The following is an 18972-nucleotide window of genomic DNA, read 5'->3' as shown; positions in this document are numbered from 1 at the left end:
TATTTGTAAAGAAAAGTAACCAGTCATAAAAATGTAGGAATATAATGGTACGCCAACACACACTAAAGAACATTATTCGAGCAACTGGAGTCGGTTTGCACTCTGGCGAGAAAGTGTATTTGACACTTAAGCCAGCCCCTGTAAATACCGGCATTGTATTTGTTCGTACAGATTTAGATCCAGTTGTTGAGATCCACGGTGATGCGAGAGCAGTTGGATCAACGAATTTTGCTACGGCTTTATGTCAAGGTGATGTGAAGGTTAGTACTGTAGAGCATTTGTTATCTGCAATGGCCGGTCTAGGTGTTGATAATGCTTATGTAGAAGTAAGTGCTAGTGAAGTTCCTCTTATGGACGGAAGTGCTAGCCCGTTTGTTTTTCTTCTGCAGTCAGCTGGGTTAGAAGCCCAAAATGCACCAAAGAAATTCATTCGAGTTAAGAAGCCTATTCGCGTCGATGAGGGTGATAAATTTGCTTCTCTTGAGCCGCATTCAGGATTTCGTTTGTCCTTTACTATCGATTTTCAGCATCCAGCAATTGGTGAGGATGTTCAAAGTACTTCGTTTGATTTTTCAACGACAACTTTTGTAAAAGAAATTAGTCGTGCTAGAACATTTGGTTTTATGAAAGATCTTGAGTACTTTAAAAACAACAACCTTGCTCGTGGTGCGAACATGGAGAACGCAATCGTTCTTGATGATTATCGTGTATTGAATGATGAAGGTTTACGTTATAGGGATGAGCTAGTACGTCACAAGGTTTTGGATGCGATTGGTGATCTTTACCTTCTTGGGCATAGCTTGATTGGTGAGTATAAAGCTTATAAATCAGGTCACGCTTTGAATAATAAGCTTTTGTTAGCTTTACTTGAGCAACAAGATGCTTGGGAATACGTCGTTTTTGAAGATGAGGCCCAAACTAATCCAATATCCTATGTTGAGCCTGCATTTGCTGGTGCATAGTGAGTGATTAAATCTTAATCAGTTTTAAAAAAACCAGACATTATGTCTGGTTTTTTTGTATATAGGTCCTTGATATTTCATGTTTTGTCACACATTACCGTGATAGACTGTATTTATTACTAATTGGCTACGTTGAGTGCAAGATGTTAGGAAATGTAATTAAAAAGATTGTCGGTACAAAGAATGACCGAGAAGTAAAACGATATAAAAAAGTCGTTGCACAGATAAACCAACTTGAAGAATCTTTTCACAAGTTGTCTGATGATGACTTAATGGCAAAAACAGGTGAATTTAGAGAGCGCCTAAATAAAGGTGAATCTTTAGATTCCATTTTACCTGAAGCTTTTGCTGTAGTTCGTGAAGGCAGTCGTCGTGTAATGGGGATGCGTCATTTCGACGTTCAGCTTATCGGTGGTATGGTTCTGCATGAAGGTAGGATTGCAGAGATGCGTACTGGTGAGGGTAAAACACTAGTGGCAACATTGGCTGTATATCTTAATGCCTTGTCATCAAAAGGTGTTCATGTTGTAACAGTGAATGATTATCTGGCTAGTCGTGATGCTAATTGGATGAGACCTCTGTACGAATTTCTAGACATGAGTGTTGGTGTGGTGTTTTCTGGTCAAGATCGTGACGATAAGAAAGCCGCTTATTTATGTGATATTACTTATGGTACAAACAACGAGTTTGGTTTTGACTATCTTCGAGACAATATGGTTTTCCGTTTGGAAGATAGAGTTCAGCGTGAGTTGAACTTCTCTGTTGTGGATGAGGTTGATTCTATTCTGATTGATGAAGCTAGAACGCCACTGATTATTTCTGGTGCAGTTGAAGATAGTTCAGAGCAATATCGAAAAATCAATTTGCTCGCTCCTCTCCTAGTTAAGCAAGAAGATACTGGTGTTGAGGGTGAAGATCCTACTGGTCATTATGTTTTTGATGAATCTCAGCGCAGTATTGAGTTGACTGAAGAAGGTCACTCCTTCGTTGAGAATTGGTTGGTAGAGCAAAATATGTTGGGTGAGGGTGAAAGCCTATATGCAGCCGCTAATTTGACTTTATTGCACCATGTTCACGCTTGCTTAAAAGCACATGTCATTTTCAAGAAAGATGTTGATTATGTGATTCAGGGTGATCAAATTGTCATTGTTGATGAACATACTGGCCGTACTATGGCTGGACGCCGTTGGTCTGAAGGTATCCATCAAGCTGTTGAGGCAAAAGAAGGTGTGACTATTCAGGCTGAAAGTCAGACTCTGGCATCAACAACATTCCAGAACTATTTCCGTTTGTATGAAAAACTATCTGGTATGACAGGTACTGCTGATACCGAGGCATTTGAGTTCCAACAAATTTATGGCTTGTCTGTCATTGTTATCCCAACGAACCGTCAAGTTCAGCGAAAAGACTTCAATGATTTGATCTACATGTCTACCGAAGACAAGTTCGAAGCTATCGTGTTGGATATTGAGAATATCGTAAAACAAGGTCGTCCAGTTCTTGTTGGTACGGCATCTATCGAATACTCTGAATTACTATCGAACTACCTTGATAAGAAAAATGTTAAGCATAATGTATTGAATGCTAAGCAGCATGAGCGTGAAGCTGAGATAGTTGCTGATGCAGGGCGCCCAGGTGCCGTAACGATTGCTACAAATATGGCTGGTCGTGGTACTGATATTGTCTTGGGTGGTAACTTGCAGGTTGAGTTGGCTAAACTTGGTGAAAATGCAAGTCAAGAAAGTATTGACGCGCTTAAAGCGGATTGGGGGTTACGCAACGAATCTGTTTTAGCTGCTGGCGGTTTACATATCATTGGTACTGAGCGTCATGAATCTCGCCGTATCGATAACCAGTTGCGTGGTCGTGCCGGCCGTCAAGGTGATGTGGGTTCTTCTCGTTTCTATCTTTCATTAGAAGATAATTTAATGCGTATCTTTATGTCCGACCGCATCAAAAAAATGATGATGGCGCTTGGTATGGAGAAAGGTGAGGCTATCGAGCATAAGATGGTTTCAAATGCGATTGAGAAAGCGCAGCGTAAGGTGGAAGGTCGTAACTTTGATATTCGTAAGCAGCTGTTAGAATATGATGATGTGGCTAATGATCAGCGTCAGGTTATCTATCGTCAACGCTTTGAGATGATGGTGTCTGAAGACTTATCTGGTGCGGTGTCTGCGATGAGGGAGGAAGTTGTTTCTAATCTTATTGATGAGTTTATTCCTCCACAAAGTATCTTTGATATGTGGGATCTAGAAGGTCTAGAAGAGAAAATTCGTAACGAATTTAGTCTCTCGCTTCCTATTGTTCAATGGGTAGAGGAAGATAAGAAGCTTTATGAAGAGCCTCTTCGTCAAAAGATTCTAGATAGCTTTATTGATGATCATAAGCTTAAAGAACAAACTGCAGGTGAGAAAGCATTTAGGTCTTTTGAAAAGCAAGTGCTTCTTCAGGTGCTTGATACACTTTGGAAAGAGCATCTGCAGACGATGGATATGCTTAGGCAGGGTATTCATTTGCGTGGTTATGCTCAGAAGAATCCAAAACAGGAATATAAGCGAGAGGCATTCGAATTATTTCAAGGGCTACTCGAGCAAATTAAATTTGAAGTGATTCAAATTATTACCCGTGTAAGAGTTCAATCAGCTGATGAAGCTGAAAAAATTGAAGAAGCTCGCAGGCAGCAGGAAGAGAAAACCACTATGAATATGGTGCATGACTCTTTGGATTCTCCATCTGAGACTTCTACGGATCTTGATCAAGAGTACCCTAAAGTTGGCCGTAATGAACCTTGTCCATGCGGTTCTGGTAAAAAATACAAACAGTGTCACGGTAGTCTTGTTTGATTTGAGAAAGTTTAATTGGAGAAAGCTTAAATGGCAGTAGGGTTACATGAATTTCCTCAGATCCCTGAAATTAAAGGGATTAGGATAGGTGTTGCAGAGGCGGGAATTAAAAAGCCTAACAAGAAAGATGTTGTTATCTTCGAATTGTGTGAAGGAGCTTCTGTAGCAGGTGTTTTTACTCAAAATGCTTTTTGTGCAGCCCCTGTGCGACTTTGTCAGAAGCATTTGGCAACAACAAATGCTCGTTATTTATTGATAAATACAGGTAATGCAAACGCTGGTACGGGTAAATCTGGTGTTGAGAATGCGTTAAAAACTTGTGAGGCTTTGTCGTCTCAAGTAAAAACGGATATCGAAGCTATTTTACCTTTTTCTACCGGTGTTATTGGTGAGCCTTTACCTGTTGATAAAATTATTGCAGCTATTCCTACTGCGTTGGTGAATTTGTCTGGCGATAATTGGCGTTCTGCTGGTTTAGGTATTATGACAACGGATACCTTGCCAAAGGGTTCTATTCGCACTTTTGATTTTGATGGTCGTACTTATTCTATTGCTGGTATCTCAAAAGGTGCTGGCATGATTCGCCCTAATATGGCGACTATGCTTGGTTATGTTTGCAGTGATATTGCGATGAGTGTTGATGTGCTTCAATCTATTTTGAAGGATGTTGTTAATAAGAGCTTTAACCGTATTACAGTTGATAGTGATACTTCAACGAATGATTCCTGTATTGCCGTAGCCACTGGCATGGCGGGTAATGAGCCAGTTACATCATTGGATGATCCATTGGCTCAGGCCTTTTTGGGTGCTTTTACAGAAGTGATGCAAGAGCTGGCTCATGCTATCGTCAGAGATGGTGAAGGGGCGACGAAATTCGTTACGGTTGAGGTTGTTGGTGCTGCAAAAGTTGAAGATTCGACTAAGGTTGCCTTTGAGATTGCTCACTCCCCATTGGTAAAAACGGCCTTGTTTGCTTCTGATCCAAACTGGGGGCGTATATTAGCCGTTGTTGGTCGAGCCGGAGTTAAAGGTTTGGATGTTGATCGTGTTCAACTTCATATTAATGGTTTTGAAATTGCTCGCGATGGTTGCCGTTCTCCTGATTATCTTGAAGAGCATGGTAAGCAAGCCATGAAGCCAGAAGAGATACATATCCGCTTGGATCTAGGTATGGGCCAACAGTCTGATATTGTTTGGACTACGGATTTTTCCCATGAATATGTCACTATTAATGCTGAGTACCGTACTTAATGTTGGTTAAAGTTGCAGCCGGAATTATTCTTCGTGATAACAAGGTGTTTATTGCTCTTAGAAAATCTAATCAGCATCAAGGTGGTTTATGGGAGTTTCCAGGAGGAAAATGTGAGTCTTCAGAGTCTGCTTCTATTGCGTTATTGAGAGAGTTGAAAGAAGAATGTGGTATTTCTGTTACAGATTGTGCTCTTTTTGAGAAAATCTCTCATGACTATGGTGATAAGCAGGTTGAACTTTTCTTCTATAAAGTTACTGGTTTTGATGGTGACCCGATAGGGAAAGAGGGGCAGGAAGTTCGTTGGGTAGCTATTGATGATTTATTGTCTTATGAGTTCCCAGAAGCTAATAGGCCTATTGTTACTGCGCTTGTGAATAATAAGTAATTGCCATGTGATTTTTTTAAAAAGAGCTTCATTATGAAGCTCTTTTTTTATCTTTAATTTAATATTTGGGCTAAGAGTTTGCGGACGACACTTGGTTCAAACGGTTTCCCGCAAATAGCGTCAACGCCTTCTTGTGCGATGTTTGAAAGTTGACTATCTTCAGAGTTTGAGCTGACCATCAAAATAGGAATGTGAGCTAGTTCCGGATCTTGTCTAACTGTTTCAGTTAGCTCTCTGCCATCCATTTCTGGCATGTTGTAATCAGTAACGATTAAATCAAATTCTGATTGAGCAAGTCGTTCAATTGCTTCCTTACCATTTTCGGCAAACTGTATATCTTCTATCCCCATTGTATTCAGGGTTTTACTTATATGTTTTCGGGCCATGAGGCTATCGTCTGTTACTAATACACGAAGCGTTCTTGGGTCGAACATTTCTAGGTCGATCTCTTCTTCAATGATTAAATCTAAAGTAGCATAAATGGCACGCTGTAAATCTTTTGGATTGAAAGGTTTAGGTAGGATCGCGAGTACACCAGATTGCCTTAAATGCTCTAGATGTTCTCTGTTTCTTTCGCTGGATATGAGCATAAAGCACTGTTCTTCAGTCGCTTTGTTGGCTCTGATGCGATCAATGAGATCATTGGCAGAGCCATCAGGAAGGTACATGGAAGAGATGACAAGATCCGGAGGAAAGGCATTTAAAGAGCTTATAGTCTCTTGAATATTATTAGCGTATTCAATTTGTTTAATACCTGCGTCTTCTAGAGCCTTAGTGATGATTTTCCGTTGAGTATCGGAAGGTTCAACAAGAAGAAAGGAGAGGTCACCGATTGCTGCGTAAGAGTCCATTTATTAAGCCACCTAGTTTCTCAATGTTAGTTGCTCTGTTTAGGGAGCTACTTTTTCTGATTAATGTTTGTTAATTCTTTTATAATAAATAGGTTAACATGTTTTATCCAATTTTTTATGAGGTCGAGACAATAAATGTCTACAGCAAGCGCATGCCATATTTTAGTAAAAACAAAAGCAGAAGCAGAATCAATTAAGGTAAAGTTAGATAAAGGAGCGGATTTTTATAAGTTGGCAAAACAATTTTCAACTTGTCCTTCAGGCAAGAAAGGAGGGGACCTTGGTGAATTTCATAAAGGTGATATGGTTCCGGCCTTTGATAAGGCTGTGTTTGGTGGGCCTTTACTGAAAATTCAGGGGCCTATCAAAACACAGTTTGGTTTCCATCTTATTAAGGTATTATATCGCTCTTAAATGAATCTAAAGAAGGAAGTAGGTATGAGTAATCCAATTCAATTAGATGAGTTTTATTTTGTTGCACCACAACTGACTAAAGAAGATTTTGTTGTTTTGAAGGAGCAAGGTTTTGAGCGAATTATTAATAATCGCCCTGAGTTAGAATCAGAGGATCAACCATCTGGACAAAGCCTTCAAGAAGCAGCAGAAGCGTTGGGTTTTGAATATATTAGCAACCCTGTTGAATTGTCAAAGCTTTCTCAGGAGCATGTTTCTTCTCAAGAGGTGGCTTTGTCTACGCTGAAAAAGACTCTGGCTTTTTGTCGAACAGGAACGCGTTCATCTGTTTTATGGCTGTTGCTGAATAATTCTCGGGGTGGAAATTATAATGACTTATCTGCACATGTATCTAGTAAAGGCTTTGATCTTACTCGATGTGTTCCAGCAATGATGCCTTTGTTAAAAAAGTAATCTGGTAAAAAATATATAAGTGCCGCTTAATTTTGAGTTGGTTTTTTTGAGCGCTAGTATTGGAAAATTATGGTTAGTCGTCCGTCATTAGAAACAGCTACAGCGTCCGATCCCGATCGTTTTGTGGAACCGTTGGAGCTTGGTAAGCGCGTGAAATCGATACGTCTGGCTAAAGGTTGGACGTTAGAAGAGGTAGGTAAGAGGACGGGTATTGCTCGTTCTACATTATCTAAAATTGAAAATGATCAGGTTTCGCCTAGTTTTACAATTGTTCAGAAGTTAATTAATGGTTTGGAGATGGATTTGCCTCAGTTATTTGTTGAGGCGAGTGAGCATTCTATTGCTGGCAGAAGGGATGTGACCCGTAAAGGGAAAGGTGAACCACACCCAACAGCCACTTATGAGCATGAGCTTTTAAACTATTCAATTAGTCGTAAGAAAATGGTGCCTTTTAAAACTAAAGTGCGAGCAAGGTCTTTTGCTGAGTTTAAAGAATGGGTTCGCCATGACGGTGAAGAGTTTCTTCTTGTTTTGCAGGGGACGGTTAATTTTTTCTCTGAACTCTATGAACCTATTGAATTAAAAGAAGGGGATAGTGTGTATTATGATGCCAGTATGGGGCATGCCGTTGTTTCCATGTCAGTAAAAGATGCAGAAATACTGTGGGTAGTTGCACGTTAAATATTATAAAAATGATAGATGATATAAAGGTTGTGGAAAGTTATGAAAGAGTGGGAATTGACAAGTTGGAGAGAAAAAACGGCGTTACAGCAGCCAGTTTATCCTAACGCAGAGCATTTGGCTCAAGTTGAGAAGTCTTTGGGGAAAATGCCTCCGCTTGTTTTTGCTGGTGAAGCGCGGCAATTAAAAAAAGCATTAGGTCAAGTGGCTAATGGGCAATCATTTCTACTGCAGGGCGGTGATTGTGCTGAAAGCTTTGCTGAATTCCACGCAAATAATATTCGTGACACGTTTAAAGTTATGTTGCAAATGGCTGTTGTGCTGACTTATGCCGGTAAGTGTCCGGTTGTGAAAGTGGGGCGAATGGCTGGTCAATTTGCTAAGCCTAGATCTGCTGGTATGGAAACGATCGACGGTATTGAATTACCTAGTTATCGAGGCGACATTATTAATGGGATTGAGTTTACTGAACACGCTCGAGTTCCAGATCCAGAGCGTTTGGTTCAAGTTTATAATCAAAGTGCTTCTACTATGAATTTACTTCGAGCGTTTGCTCAAGGTGGATTTGCAGATTTACATCAAGTGCATCAATGGAATCTAGATTTTTTGAATACGAGTCCTGCAGGTGATCGTTTTCATGGCGTTGCAAGTAAAATTGATGATGCGTTGCAATTTATGGAAGCTTGTGGAATAGGTCCTGGCTTGGGGCAGTTGAAAGAAACTGAATTCTATACTTCTCATGAAGCTTTGTTGCTGCCATATGAGCAGGCTTTGACGCGTCAAGATAGTTTGACGGGTGACTGGTATGATTGCTCTGCGCATATGTTATGGATTGGTGATCGTACTCGTCAATTAGATGGTGCGCATGTTGAATTTTTACGTGGTGTGAAAAATCCAATTGGAGTCAAAGCAGGGCCTTCTATGGATCCTGAAGATTTAGTGCGTTTATGTGACGTATTAAACCCAGACAATGAGTCTGGACGTTTGAATATTATTGTTCGTATGGGGGCTGATAAGGTTGAAGATGGTATGCCTAAACTGATTCAAGCCATTCAGAAAGAAGGTAAGAATGTAGTTTGGAGTAGTGATCCAATGCATGGTAATACGGTGAAGGCATCAACCGGTTATAAAACGCGTCGTGTTGATGATGTGTTGAAAGAGGTTCAGCAGTTTTTTCAGGTTCATAATGCTGAAGGTTCTTATGCTGGTGGTGTGCATTTTGAAATGACAGGTCAAAATGTGACGGAATGTGTTGGTGGTTCTTTTGAGGTTACCGAGGCGGATTTGGCTGATCGATATCATACTCACTGTGATCCTCGCTTGAATGCTGATCAGTCTTTAGAGCTGGCTTTCATGATTTCCGAGACGCTTAAAAAAGCGAGATCTTAAGTTTTAACGATTGACTGTTTAAAACGAAAAAAGCTCAGCTGATTAATAACCAGCTGAGCTTTTTTGTATTTTTCACTTGGGTTAACTTTTTCGGCGTCGAAATGCTGATGTGGCTGATTTTGATGTTACATCAATCTTCGCCATGATAAGTGCCATTTCTTCCGCTTCAGCCTGTTGTTGGCTTTTTAGTTTATCTTCACGCTCTTTTTTTGATGCTTTTTCAGCTTCGCTTAGCATTTTTTGAATGCTTGCTTTGCTTTTTGTGCGAGCGGGTGCCTTTTTTTCTCGACAACCTGAGAGGTTGGTGTGTCTAGTCTTTCTTCGCCAATGAGTTCTCCGAAGAAGGATTTAGCAGTTGGGGTCGGCTCAAGAGTTTTTTTGGCAGCGAGACTGTTTTTTTTACTGCTGTTTTTCTGGTCTTTTTAGGTTGCTCTGCTGTAGATACACCGTTGGCATCAAAAAGCGCTTTTTTCCCTGTGTTTAGGTTTACTGCTTTTTCTGCTGTTTGCGCTATTTTATAGCCGCGTAAGCTTTCGCCATTATAAATTGAGATGTAATCTGTCTCTAATTCATAAAGTTCTTGCTTGTCGCTTGTTTCGAAAAGCTCTTCAACAACAAATGCTTCAACGCCATTCTCCCTAATGTCATTGTATAAAGGAAAGTCTAAACCTTCATTTGTTGCTTCAATATATTGTTCAAAGCGTTGGAAGCCACTGTTAAAAGAAGTTCCAATGTAATGCTTTCCGGTAATGTTATTCGTGATCTTAAAAACGACCAAAATCGTGCCTCTTACGTGATATCTTTTAAATAACATATAAACCCCATTCACCCAAGGTAACCCAAAGGTGAATGGGGTTTATAAAAAAATAGGATTTAGTGTTTTACGACGATGTTGAGACCGTCTCGAACATTTAGGTGGACATTTTCAACTCTCAGGTCTTGCGCGATTAAGCGGTTGACTTGGTTGACAGCAATGTCGCTGTTTTCTTTTGGATCTAGAACTCGTCCTTGCCAAAGGGAGTTATCGATAACAATAAGTCCACCAGATCTAACAAGCGGTAATACTGCTTCGTAATAGTTTAGGTAGTTACGCTTATCGGCATCAATAAAGACAAAGTCGAATTCGCCTTCAAGGGATTCAATCGTATCGAGAGCAGGTCCAAAAATCGCAGTGATTTTTTTTCCGTATTCGCTACGGTCAAAAAAGGATTGAGCAAACTCAATGGCTCTTGGGTTTGTTTCACAGCAAATAAGTTTGCCATCATCAGGCATGCCTTCGGCAATTGATAGTGCTGAATAGCCAGTAAACATACCTATTTCAAGAGCACGTTTAGGCTTAGCTATCTTTGCTAGAAGTTTTAATGTGCGACCGATCGTTTTTCCTGACAGTTTATTTGGGTAACCCATATCTGAATAAGTCTTTTCAACTAGTTCAATTAATAGGTCTGGTTCTGCTTGAGTTGTCTCAATGCAGTAGTCGTCAAGATTATTAGGGTGCATATTGCCTTTTGATAAGTAAAGTCTGTATGAAACGAATGGTAATTTTACTCTGAGTACAGAGAATGTCTATGGCTGAAAGGTAGAAAAAGACCTTGATTTTTGTGGATGGCGGTAACACGGAGTAAAAACAGTTATTTAAATTAGATTCGCATGAATAATTGAAAAATGATAGTTTATGCGCTGAAATTTACATGTGCTCTTTAGTATGGAGCACCACTGACTCCGATAGGGGAATAAAATGCCTGTAATTACTTTGCCTGATGGCAGCCAACGCTCTTTTTCAAATCCAGTTACTGTTATGCAGGTAGCCGAGGACATTGGTCCAGGTCTTGCTAAAGCGACAGTTGCGGGTCGTATCAATGGTCAGTTAGTTGATGCTTGTGAGCTTATTTCTGAAGATTCAGAATTAAGTATTGTTACAGGAAAAGATGCAGACGGTATTGAAATCATTCGTCACTCTTTTGCGCATCTTGTTGGTCATGCTGTTAAACAGCTTTATCCAACCGCAGAAATGGCAATTGGTCCTGTGATCAATGAAGGTTTCTATTACGATATCGCTTATGAACGTCCTTTTACGCCAGATGATCTGGCGGCAATAGAGAAGCGTATGGGTGAGTTGGTCAAAACAGATTACGACGTTGTTAAAAAAATGACCCCTATTGCAGATGCGCGTCAGCAATTTGTTGATCGAGGCGAGACTTATAAAGTTGCTTTGATCGATGATATGGATGACTCTGTAGAAAGTGTTGGTTTGTATCAGCATGAAGAATACATGGATATGTGTCGTGGACCGCATGTACCGAATACACGCGTATTGCGTCATTTTAAGCTTATGAAATTGGCTGGTGCTTATTGGCGTGGCGACTCTAATAATGAGCAGCTCCAGCGTATTTATGGAACAGCTTGGAATGATAAAAAAGAATTGAAAGCCTATTTGACTCGGATTGAAGAGGCAGAAAAGCGCGACCATCGCAAATTAGGTAAAAAATTAGACCTTTTTCATGTGCAAGAAGAAGCACCCGGTATGGTGTTTTGGCATCCTAAAGGGTGGCGCTTGTATCAGGCTGTTGAGCAATATATGCGCCAGCAGCAGATAGATAATAATTATCAAGAAGTGAAAACTCCACAGATTGTAGACCGTGTACTTTGGGAAAAGTCTGGGCATTGGGGTAAATATCACGAAAATATGTTCACTACTCATTCGGAAAACCGTGATTACGCAGTTAAGCCAATGAACTGTCCGTGTCATATTCAAGTTTATAACCAAGGTTTGAAAAGTTATCGAGATTTACCATTCCGTATGGCTGAGTTTGGTTCTTGTCACCGTAATGAGCCTTCTGGTGCTTTGCATGGTATTATGCGTGTTCGTAACTTTGTCCAAGATGATGGGCATATTTTTGTAACGGAAGGCCAGATCCAGCAAGAAGTGTCTGAATTTATCAACTTGTTGCATGAAGTTTATGCGGATTTTGGTTTTGATAACATTATTTATCGTTTGTCGACTCGCCCAGAACAGCGTGTTGGGTCTGATGAGGTTTGGGATAAGTCTGAGAAGGCATTGGCAGATGCTTTGGATTCTGCAGGACTAGATTGGGAAGAGTTGCCAGGTGAAGGGGCGTTCTATGGCCCTAAAATTGAATTCTCTTTGAAGGATGCCATTGGCCGTGTTTGGCAGTGTGGCACGATTCAAGTAGATTTCTCTATGCCGACACGTTTAGATGCTAAATATGTGGCAGAAGATGGTTCTCGTCAGACTCCGGTTATGTTACATCGTGCTATTGTTGGTTCGTTGGAGCGTTTTATCGGTATTTTGATCGAAGAAACAGAAGGTGCTTTCCCAGTTTGGCTCGCACCAGAGCAGGTAATTATCATGAATATTACCGATCGCCAGGCTGACTATTGCTCAGATTTGGAAAAAAGATTGAATTCAAATGGCTTTAGAGCAAAACTTGACTTGAGAAACGAGAAGATCGGGTTTAAAATTCGCGAGCATACTATTCAACGAGTTCCATATATGATCGTTGTTGGTGATAAAGAAGTAGAACAGAACCAAGTAGCCGTTCGTACTCGAACCGGTGAAGATCTTGGAGTGATGAGTATTTCTGATTTTGAAGCTTTACTTCAAAAAGAAGTGACTCGTCGTAGCCGTAAACAAGACTTGGAGATAGCGCTATAAAAGGTAATATGAATCGTGGACGTGCAGCTGGTAAGCAGCGTCCTCAAATCAACGAGAACATTCGAGCCACTGAAGTACGTTTAATCGCTGCTGATGGTGAACAAATTGGTGTTGTTTCGATTGAGGAAGCACTGAAAGCTGCTCAAGAAGCTAACCTTGACCTAGTGCAGATTACTGACTCAGATCCGATTGTTTGTAAAATCATGGATCACGGTAAGCATATTTTTGAAGCGAAAAAAGCAAAAGCAGCTCAAAAGAAAAATGCTAAGCAGATTCAAGTTAAAGAAATGAAATTCCGTCCAGGGACGGAGGAAGGGGATTATCAGGTAAAACTCCGCAACCTGATACGTTTCCTTGAAGGCGGGGATAAGGCCAAAGTATCACTACGATACCGCGGTCGTGAAATGGCCCATCAGGAGCTTGGTATGCAACTTATGAATCGAGTCGCTTTAGACTTAGAGGAATATGGTGTAGTAGAGCAAGCTGCGAAAATGGAAGGTCGTCAATTGACTATGGTGCTAGGCCCCAAAAAGAAGAAGTAATTTTAAATAGCGTAAGTTATTAAGAAATTACACTAACATTAACGAATGCGAGAGTGGTTTTATCATGTCCAAAATTAAGTCACACAGTGGCGCAGCTAAGCGCTTCAAACGTACCGCGAATGGTTTTAAACATAAGCAGTCTCATACTAGTCATATTTTGACTAAGAAATCGACTAAGCGTAAGCGTCATCTTCGTTCTTTGAACCAAGTGGCGCAAAGCGACAAAGCGTTAATTGTACGCATGTTGCCATACATCTAAGTCTAGATTTTTTTAGTTCATTAATTTATTAGTATAAGGTTTATATTATGCCTCGCGTAAAACGTGGTGTTCAGGCTCGTCGCCGTCACAAGAAGATTTTAAAGCAAGCTAAAGGTTACTACGGTGCACGTAGTCGTGTATTTCGTGTAGCTAAACAAGCTGTCATCAAAGCTGGTCAGTATCAGTACCGTGACCGTCGTCAGCGTAAACGTCAATTCCGCGCATTGTGGATTGCTCGTATTAACGCTGCTGCACGTATCAATGGTCTATCTTACAGCCGTTTCATTGCTGGTTTGAAAAAAGCAGCAATTGAAATTGACCGTAAGGTTTTGGCTGATCTAGCTGTGTACGAGAAAGAAGTTTTTGCTGCAATCGTTGAAAAAGCGAAAGCAAGCTTAGCTTAATTTCTGACGTAGCCTTAGAGTGACTCAATCTTGAAGGATTCAATCTTAATAGAGAGAGTTATTCAATGCAGTCTTTGATAGGGGAAGAGCTAGCGCTCTTCCCCTATTTTATTTTTTGGAGTGTGTAAATGGAGAACCTAAAACAGATTCTTGCTGATGCGCTAAGCGCAGTTGCTGCTTCTGATAGTGAGTCCGCACTAGATGATGTTCGTGTACATTATTTAGGTAAAAAGGGCGCTTTGACCGCTTTGTTGAAACAGCTTGGTAATGTTTCTGCAGAAGACCGACCAAAGTTTGGTCAAATGGTGAATGAAGCTAAAGACCAAGTACAAGAAAAAATTATAGAGCGTAAAGCTGGTCTTGCGAAGGCAGCTTTAAATGCTAAATTGGCCACAGAGACAATTGATATTTCTTTGTCTGGTAAAGGTCAAGAAGTTGGTGGTCTACATCCAGTAACAAGAACAATGGAGCGTATTGAGACCTTCTTCCGTGGTATCGGATTTGATGTGGCTGCAGGCCCAGAAATTGAAGATGATTACCATAACTTCGAGGCGTTAAATATTCCTGCTCATCACCCAGCGAGAGCTATGCAGGATACCTTTTATTTTAATCCAACAACCGTACTGAGAACGCATACATCTCCTGTTCAAGTGCGCACAATGGAAAAAACTCAGCCGCCAATTCGAATTATTTGTCCTGGCCGTGTTTATCGTTGTGATTCTGATCAAACCCATACGCCAATGTTCCATCAGGTTGAAGGGTTGTTGATCGATGAAAATATTTCCTTTGCAGATTTGAAGGGGATTTTGCAAGAGTTCCTAAATGTTTTCTTTGAAGATGATTTAAAAGTTCGATTCCGTCCTAGCTATTTTCCGTTCACTGAACCTTCTATTGAAGTGGATATTATGCGCACTAATAGCAAGGGTGAAGAGTCTTGGTTGGAAGTGTTAGGCTGTGGCATGGTTCACCCTAAAGTGCTTGAAATGTCTGGAATCGATTCGGAAAAATACACTGGCTTTGCTTTTGGTATGGGCGTAGAGCGTTTTGCTATGTTGCGCTATAAAGTAGATGACCTTCGTATGTTCTTTGAAAACGATTTACGTTTCCTTAAGCAGTTCAAGTAACCAGTCGATCTAGGATGTTTTTATGAAAATTAGTGAGAATTGGCTAAGAGAGTGGGTCAATCCAGATATCAGTAGTGATGATTTGGTGGCTCAGATAACCATGGCTGGTCTTGAAGTTGATGAAGTTTTACCTGTTGCTTCTGAATTTTCTGGTGTGGTAGTAGGTGAGATTATCAGTGCTGGTGCTCATCCAAATGCGGATAAGCTTCAAGTTTGCCAAGTATCAGACGGTACAGATACTTTTCAAGTGGTTTGTGGTGCCCCGAATGCGCGACCAGGAATTAAAGTCCCTTTCGCAAAAATTGGCGCTGTATTAGGCGCTGATTTTAAGATAAAGAAAGCCAAACTACGTCAAGTAGAATCTTTTGGTATGTTGTGCTCTGCTTCTGAATTGGGCGTGAGTGATGACCATGACGGTATTATGGAATTGCCTCTGTCGTTAACAACAGGAGCAGACTTCCGTGAGGTGTTGGGTCTTGATGATAGAATTATCGACGTTGATTTGACGCCAAATAGAAGTGACTGTCTCAGCTTAGCTGGATTGGCGCGTGAAGTGGGTGTGTTAAATAAAGTTGATCTTACGCCTGTTGATATAGTGGCTTCGGATGTCTCTATCGAAGACACATTCTCAGTTCGTGTTGATGCTGTAGAAGCGTGTCCACGTTATTTAGGGCGTGTTATCCGTGGTGTTAACGTCACAGCGCAAACGCCTTTATGGATGGTTGAAAAACTTCGCCGAAGCGGAATTCGTTCGATTGATCCTATTGTTGATATTACGAACTATGTCATGCTCGAATTGGGTCAACCAATGCACGCATTTGATTTAGCAAATTTGTCTGGATCAATTGTTGTTCGAATGGCAGCGGCTAACGAAAAAATTGTTTTGTTAGATGGCCAAGAAGTCTCCCTTCGTGAAGACACGCTGGTCATTGCGGATGAGAGGGCGCCATTAGCCATTGCTGGTGTTATGGGTGGTGAAGGTTCTGGTGTAAACGCTGCAACAGCAGATGTTTTCCTAGAAAGTGCTTTCTTTGCTCCTATCGCATTGGCGGGTAAAGCGCGTTCTTATGGTTTGCATACCGATTCTTCTCACCGCTTTGAACGTGGTGTTGATGCAAGTTTGCAAGAGAAAGCAATTGAGCGTGCTACAGCCTTGATCCTAGAGATCGCTGGCGGACAAGCCGGTGCTGTTACACATACGGTGAATGAGGCGTCTCTTCCTGATGCTGCGGTCGTTACTTTACGTCGTAAAAAGCTAGATCAATACTTAGCGATTTCTATTGAAAAAGAGCTTGTGACTGATATTTTGACACGTCTTGGTTTGGAAATGCTTGAGGTAAATGATGAAGTTTGGACAGTTAAGTCACCGTCTCATCGTTTTGATATCTCAATTGAAGCAGATTTGATTGAAGAGGTAGCGCGTATCTATGGTTATGACAACCTACCTTCTTCTATGCCTCAGGCAGCAGTGAACTTCACTCCTTTGTCAGAAGGTAAAACGCCAATTCAAGCCTTGCGCGCCACCTTGGTGTCTCAAGGTTATCAAGAGGCTGTGACATACAGTTTCATTGATCCAGTGCTTAGTAAGCAGTTTTTACCAGAAATTGAGCCAGTGCCTTTGGCAAATCCAATTTCTGCAGATATGGGTGTAATGCGACCAAGCCTGATTCCGGGTCTTGTAAAGGCGTATTTATATAACCAAAATCGTCAACAGTCTCGGGTTCGTTTGTTTGAGACGGGACGTCGCTTTATTGGTTCTGTAGATGCTCTAAATGATCTAGATCAGCAACAACAAATATCTGGCCTTATTGCAGGTACTCGTAATGCTGAGGCTTGGTATCATGGCAGTGAGAAAGTAGACTTTTATGACTTGAAGGCGCATGTTGAGGCATTATTTGAGCTAAATAATGGCGGTCAGCCAACTTATGAGCGTTCAACGTGTGAGTTCCTGCATCCAGGTCGTTCAGCTGATATTTATATTGATGGTCAGTTTGTTGGTCTTATGGGTGAGCTTCATCCGCAATTATCTAAAACATTAGGGGCAAATCAGTCTATTTATGTGTTTGATATTGCATTGAGTGCTGTGTTGGATGCGACTCTGCCGGAATATAAGGCGGTTTCACGGTTCCCTGAAGTTCGTCGAGACTTGGCCTTGTTGGTTGATCGATCTATCCCTGTAAGTGAACTTGAGCGAGTGATTGTTGAATCAGCTGGTGAGGGGTTTAAAAATGTCTTGGTTTTTGATGTTTATCAAGGGCAGGGTATTGATGAAACGAAAAAAAGTGTCGCTTTGGGCTTGACGTGGCAGCATCCTTCACACACTCTTAGTGATGAAGAAGTGAACAACTCTGTCGAACAAACTGTTTCAGTATTATCTGAGCAGTTGGGAGCCGTTGTAAGGGGATAGATTTATGGGATCGTTGACAAAAGCGGACCTTGCTGAAAATTTAGTGGATGCAATTGGTCTAAGTAAAAAAGACGCAAAAGATCTTGTTGAAGGTTTTTTTGATGTTGTACGCCATTCACTTGTTGAAAGGCAGCAAGTTAAGTTATCGGGTTTTGGTAATTTTGAAGTGCGTGAAAAAAGTCAGCGCCCAGGTCGAAATCCTAAGACGGGAGAAGAGATTCCTATTACAGCTCGTACTGTTGTTACTTTTAGGCCTGGGCAAAAGCTTAAGTCAAAAGTAGAGGATTACATGCAGGAATGATGTTGTCTCTTTATAAAAAGCCATCCTAAGCAGGATGGCTTTTTTGTATCTATGTAATGTGCATTATTTGAATTGAATTAATAGAATATGATTAAGGCGGCTTTTTATATAATGAATGAAAAGTGACGAACTAGAATGATATTTAGATCAATGTTTAAGCGAATGATCTATTTAATTTTATTAGTGCAGTTAAATTAAAAAAAAACAGATAAAAGTCTTCCCTTTTCAATTCGTTATAGTAATATACGCACCCGCTGACAGCGACAGTGTTGTTGTTGGTTTTCGGGGCGTAGCGCAGCCTGGTAGCGCACTAGCATGGGGTGCTAGTGGTCGCAGGTTCAAATCCTGCCGTCCCGACCAAGAATAGAAATGCCGCTATAGCTCAGTTGGTAGAGCATCTGACTTGTAATCAGAGGGTCCCGAGTTCGACTCTTGGTGGCGGCACCACTACTTGGTCGAAGTTTCTTATCTTTAGTAATAAAGAATAGGAATGAAAAAAGATTTTGCTTTTATTAAAGCCGCTATAGCTCAGTTGGTAGAGCATCTGACTTGTAATCAGAGGGTCCCGAGTTCGACTCTTGGTGGCGGCACCACTTGCTAATAAGAAGTGTATGTAAAAGTAAACTGCGTCATATAATGCCGCTATAGCTCAGTTGGTAGAGCATCTGACTTGTAATCAGAGGGTCCCGAGTTCGACTCTTGGTGGCGGCACCAATTTTACTCTTAGAGTAATTGAAGATTTGATTTAGCGTTTAGCCGCTATAGCTCAGTTGGTAGAGCATCTGACTTGTAATCAGAGGGTCCCGAGTTCGACTCTTGGTGGCGGCACCACTTAATAAGTGGAATAAATGCTAGATGAATGGGAGTTAACACTCCACATCGTAAGATGTAAAACTAAAAATGGGTGTGTAGCTCAGTTGGGAGAGCGTCGCCCTTACAAGGCGAATGTCGGGAGTTCGAACCTCTCCACACCCACCACTTACTATGCAGTGGTACTTATGAGAAGTAAGTAAAAAGCTAGATTGT

General features: G+C 41.0%; 19 protein-coding genes and 6 tRNA genes. 21 read left to right on the top strand and 4 right to left on the bottom strand.

Going from position 1 to position 18972, the window contains the following annotated elements:
• Window positions 1–44: 44 nt before the first annotated feature.
• From lpxC to mutT, 4 genes are all read left to right on the top strand, one after another.
• Window positions 45–962 carry a UDP-3-O-acyl-N-acetylglucosamine deacetylase gene (gene lpxC, locus AC0L3Y_RS16360; RefSeq protein WP_473466439.1) on the top strand — a complete coding sequence of 306 codons (918 nt, stop codon included), beginning with the start codon at window positions 45–47 and terminating at the stop codon, window positions 960–962.
• 143 nt (window positions 963–1105) lie between these two features.
• A complete protein-coding gene (secA, locus tag AC0L3Y_RS16355; RefSeq protein WP_473466435.1) occupies window positions 1106–3808 on the top strand; it encodes a preprotein translocase subunit SecA in 2703 nt (900 codons plus the stop codon).
• 30 nt (window positions 3809–3838) lie between these two features.
• Window positions 3839–5059, top strand: a complete 1221-nt coding sequence (gene argJ, locus AC0L3Y_RS16350; protein WP_473466429.1) for a bifunctional glutamate N-acetyltransferase/amino-acid acetyltransferase ArgJ — start codon at window positions 3839–3841, stop codon at window positions 5057–5059.
• Window positions 5059–5445 (top strand): 8-oxo-dGTP diphosphatase MutT, encoded by a 387-nt coding sequence (gene mutT, locus AC0L3Y_RS16345; RefSeq protein WP_473466424.1) that lies wholly within the window; start codon window positions 5059–5061, stop codon window positions 5443–5445. The genes argJ and mutT overlap by 1 nt, the downstream gene beginning before the upstream one ends.
• Window positions 5446–5498: 53 nt before the next feature.
• Here the strand turns inward: mutT and AC0L3Y_RS16340 are convergent, their stop codons facing one another.
• Window positions 5499–6296 (bottom strand): response regulator, encoded by a 798-nt coding sequence (locus AC0L3Y_RS16340; RefSeq protein WP_473466421.1) that lies wholly within the window; start codon window positions 6294–6296, stop codon window positions 5499–5501.
• A 135-nt stretch (window positions 6297–6431) separates the two neighbouring features.
• Here AC0L3Y_RS16340 and AC0L3Y_RS16335 point away from each other — a divergent pair, with 135 nt between their 5' ends.
• The 4 genes from AC0L3Y_RS16335 (at window position 6432) to AC0L3Y_RS16320 (ending at window position 9233) form a co-directional block, all read left to right on the top strand.
• Entirely contained in the window at window positions 6432–6710 is a 279-nt protein-coding gene (locus AC0L3Y_RS16335) for a peptidylprolyl isomerase (protein ID WP_473466416.1), read from the top strand.
• 24 nt (window positions 6711–6734) lie between these two features.
• Window positions 6735–7163 carry a protein tyrosine phosphatase family protein gene (locus AC0L3Y_RS16330; protein ID WP_473466413.1) on the top strand — a complete coding sequence of 143 codons (429 nt, stop codon included), beginning with the start codon at window positions 6735–6737 and terminating at the stop codon, window positions 7161–7163.
• A gap of 69 nt (window positions 7164–7232) precedes the next feature.
• The gene (locus tag AC0L3Y_RS16325; protein WP_473466410.1) at window positions 7233–7844 is read left to right on the top strand and encodes a helix-turn-helix domain-containing protein; all 612 of its coding nucleotides are present in this window, start codon (window positions 7233–7235) and stop codon (window positions 7842–7844) included.
• A gap of 42 nt (window positions 7845–7886) precedes the next feature.
• A complete protein-coding gene (locus AC0L3Y_RS16320) occupies window positions 7887–9233 on the top strand; it encodes a class II 3-deoxy-7-phosphoheptulonate synthase (protein WP_473466407.1) in 1347 nt (448 codons plus the stop codon).
• An 81-nt stretch (window positions 9234–9314) separates the two neighbouring features.
• On the opposite strand, the gene AC0L3Y_RS16315 is transcribed toward AC0L3Y_RS16320, so the two are convergent.
• From AC0L3Y_RS16315 to AC0L3Y_RS16305, 3 genes are all read right to left on the bottom strand, one after another.
• A complete protein-coding gene (locus AC0L3Y_RS16315; RefSeq protein ID WP_473466404.1) occupies window positions 9315–9470 on the bottom strand; it encodes a hypothetical protein in 156 nt (51 codons plus the stop codon).
• Between the two features lie 73 nt (window positions 9471–9543).
• Window positions 9544–10047, bottom strand: a complete 504-nt coding sequence (locus AC0L3Y_RS16310) for a GIY-YIG nuclease family protein (protein WP_473466401.1) — start codon at window positions 10045–10047, stop codon at window positions 9544–9546.
• Window positions 10048–10106: 59 nt separating this feature from the next.
• Window positions 10107–10733 carry an O-methyltransferase gene (locus AC0L3Y_RS16305; protein ID WP_473466398.1) on the bottom strand — a complete coding sequence of 209 codons (627 nt, stop codon included), beginning with the start codon at window positions 10731–10733 and terminating at the stop codon, window positions 10107–10109.
• A gap of 238 nt (window positions 10734–10971) precedes the next feature.
• Here AC0L3Y_RS16305 and thrS point away from each other — a divergent pair, with 238 nt between their 5' ends.
• The 13 genes from thrS to AC0L3Y_RS16240 all read left to right on the top strand — a co-directional run bounded on the left by thrS (window position 10972) and on the right by AC0L3Y_RS16240 (window position 18924).
• Window positions 10972–12909, top strand: coding sequence for a threonine--tRNA ligase (thrS, locus tag AC0L3Y_RS16300; protein ID WP_473466395.1), 1938 nt, complete (start codon window positions 10972–10974; stop codon window positions 12907–12909).
• Window positions 12910–12917: 8 nt separating this feature from the next.
• Entirely contained in the window at window positions 12918–13451 is a 534-nt protein-coding gene (gene infC, locus AC0L3Y_RS16295) for a translation initiation factor IF-3 (RefSeq protein WP_473466391.1), read from the top strand.
• A 64-nt stretch (window positions 13452–13515) separates the two neighbouring features.
• On the top strand, window positions 13516–13710 hold the full coding sequence (gene rpmI / locus AC0L3Y_RS16290; RefSeq protein ID WP_063331360.1) for a 50S ribosomal protein L35: 195 nt from the start codon (window positions 13516–13518) through the stop codon (window positions 13708–13710).
• Window positions 13711–13757: 47 nt separating this feature from the next.
• Window positions 13758–14114, top strand: a complete 357-nt coding sequence (rplT, locus tag AC0L3Y_RS16285; RefSeq protein ID WP_024023333.1) for a 50S ribosomal protein L20 — start codon at window positions 13758–13760, stop codon at window positions 14112–14114.
• Window positions 14115–14242: 128 nt separating this feature from the next.
• Window positions 14243–15238 carry a phenylalanine--tRNA ligase subunit alpha gene (pheS, locus tag AC0L3Y_RS16280; RefSeq protein ID WP_473466386.1) on the top strand — a complete coding sequence of 332 codons (996 nt, stop codon included), beginning with the start codon at window positions 14243–14245 and terminating at the stop codon, window positions 15236–15238.
• A gap of 22 nt (window positions 15239–15260) precedes the next feature.
• A complete protein-coding gene (gene pheT, locus AC0L3Y_RS16275) occupies window positions 15261–17645 on the top strand; it encodes a phenylalanine--tRNA ligase subunit beta (RefSeq protein WP_473466384.1) in 2385 nt (794 codons plus the stop codon).
• A 4-nt stretch (window positions 17646–17649) separates the two neighbouring features.
• Window positions 17650–17946 carry an integration host factor subunit alpha gene (locus AC0L3Y_RS16270; protein WP_473466379.1) on the top strand — a complete coding sequence of 99 codons (297 nt, stop codon included), beginning with the start codon at window positions 17650–17652 and terminating at the stop codon, window positions 17944–17946.
• A 283-nt stretch (window positions 17947–18229) separates the two neighbouring features.
• Window positions 18230–18306, top strand: a tRNA-Pro gene (locus AC0L3Y_RS16265).
• A gap of 11 nt (window positions 18307–18317) precedes the next feature.
• Window positions 18318–18393: transfer RNA gene (locus AC0L3Y_RS16260), tRNA-Thr, on the top strand.
• Between the two features lie 70 nt (window positions 18394–18463).
• A tRNA-Thr gene (locus tag AC0L3Y_RS16255) sits at window positions 18464–18539 on the top strand.
• Window positions 18540–18584: 45 nt separating this feature from the next.
• Window positions 18585–18660, top strand: a tRNA-Thr gene (locus tag AC0L3Y_RS16250).
• A gap of 41 nt (window positions 18661–18701) precedes the next feature.
• Window positions 18702–18777: transfer RNA gene (locus AC0L3Y_RS16245), tRNA-Thr, on the top strand.
• A gap of 71 nt (window positions 18778–18848) precedes the next feature.
• Window positions 18849–18924 (top strand) — tRNA-Val (locus AC0L3Y_RS16240).
• Window positions 18925–18972: the final 48 nt, after the last annotated feature.

Source organism: Marinomonas sp. GJ51-14, from assembly GCF_055808695.1.
This window is presented reverse-complemented; position numbering and strand designations above follow the sequence as displayed.

Excerpts from the sequence above, each read along its gene's own strand:
- infC (WP_473466391.1), top strand. The coding sequence starts at position 12,918 with ATGAATCGTGGACGTGCAGCTGGTAAGCAGCGTCCTCAAATCAACGAG.
- AC0L3Y_RS16270 (WP_473466379.1), top strand. The coding sequence starts at position 17,650 with ATGGGATCGTTGACAAAAGCGGACCTTGCTGAAAATTTAGTGGATGCA.
- AC0L3Y_RS16320 (WP_473466407.1), top strand. The coding sequence starts at position 7,887 with ATGAAAGAGTGGGAATTGACAAGTTGGAGAGAAAAAACGGCGTTACAG.
- rplT (WP_024023333.1), top strand. The coding sequence starts at position 13,758 with ATGCCTCGCGTAAAACGTGGTGTTCAGGCTCGTCGCCGTCACAAGAAG.
- AC0L3Y_RS16330 (WP_473466413.1), top strand. The coding sequence starts at position 6,735 with ATGAGTAATCCAATTCAATTAGATGAGTTTTATTTTGTTGCACCACAA.
- AC0L3Y_RS16325 (WP_473466410.1), top strand. The coding sequence starts at position 7,233 with ATGGTTAGTCGTCCGTCATTAGAAACAGCTACAGCGTCCGATCCCGAT.
- mutT (WP_473466424.1), top strand. The coding sequence starts at position 5,059 with ATGTTGGTTAAAGTTGCAGCCGGAATTATTCTTCGTGATAACAAGGTG.
- argJ (WP_473466429.1), top strand. The coding sequence starts at position 3,839 with ATGGCAGTAGGGTTACATGAATTTCCTCAGATCCCTGAAATTAAAGGG.
- thrS (WP_473466395.1), top strand. The coding sequence starts at position 10,972 with ATGCCTGTAATTACTTTGCCTGATGGCAGCCAACGCTCTTTTTCAAAT.
- rpmI (WP_063331360.1), top strand. The coding sequence starts at position 13,516 with ATGTCCAAAATTAAGTCACACAGTGGCGCAGCTAAGCGCTTCAAACGT.
- AC0L3Y_RS16335 (WP_473466416.1), top strand. The coding sequence starts at position 6,432 with ATGTCTACAGCAAGCGCATGCCATATTTTAGTAAAAACAAAAGCAGAA.
- lpxC (WP_473466439.1), top strand. The coding sequence starts at position 45 with ATGGTACGCCAACACACACTAAAGAACATTATTCGAGCAACTGGAGTC.
- secA (WP_473466435.1), top strand. The coding sequence starts at position 1,106 with ATGTTAGGAAATGTAATTAAAAAGATTGTCGGTACAAAGAATGACCGA.
- pheT (WP_473466384.1), top strand. The coding sequence starts at position 15,261 with ATGAAAATTAGTGAGAATTGGCTAAGAGAGTGGGTCAATCCAGATATC.
- pheS (WP_473466386.1), top strand. The coding sequence starts at position 14,243 with ATGGAGAACCTAAAACAGATTCTTGCTGATGCGCTAAGCGCAGTTGCT.
- AC0L3Y_RS16315 (WP_473466404.1), bottom strand. The coding sequence starts at position 9,470 with ATGCTAAGCGAAGCTGAAAAAGCATCAAAAAAAGAGCGTGAAGATAAA.
- AC0L3Y_RS16305 (WP_473466398.1), bottom strand. The coding sequence starts at position 10,733 with ATGCACCCTAATAATCTTGACGACTACTGCATTGAGACAACTCAAGCA.
- AC0L3Y_RS16310 (WP_473466401.1), bottom strand. The coding sequence starts at position 10,047 with ATGTTATTTAAAAGATATCACGTAAGAGGCACGATTTTGGTCGTTTTT.
- AC0L3Y_RS16340 (WP_473466421.1), bottom strand. The coding sequence starts at position 6,296 with ATGGACTCTTACGCAGCAATCGGTGACCTCTCCTTTCTTCTTGTTGAA.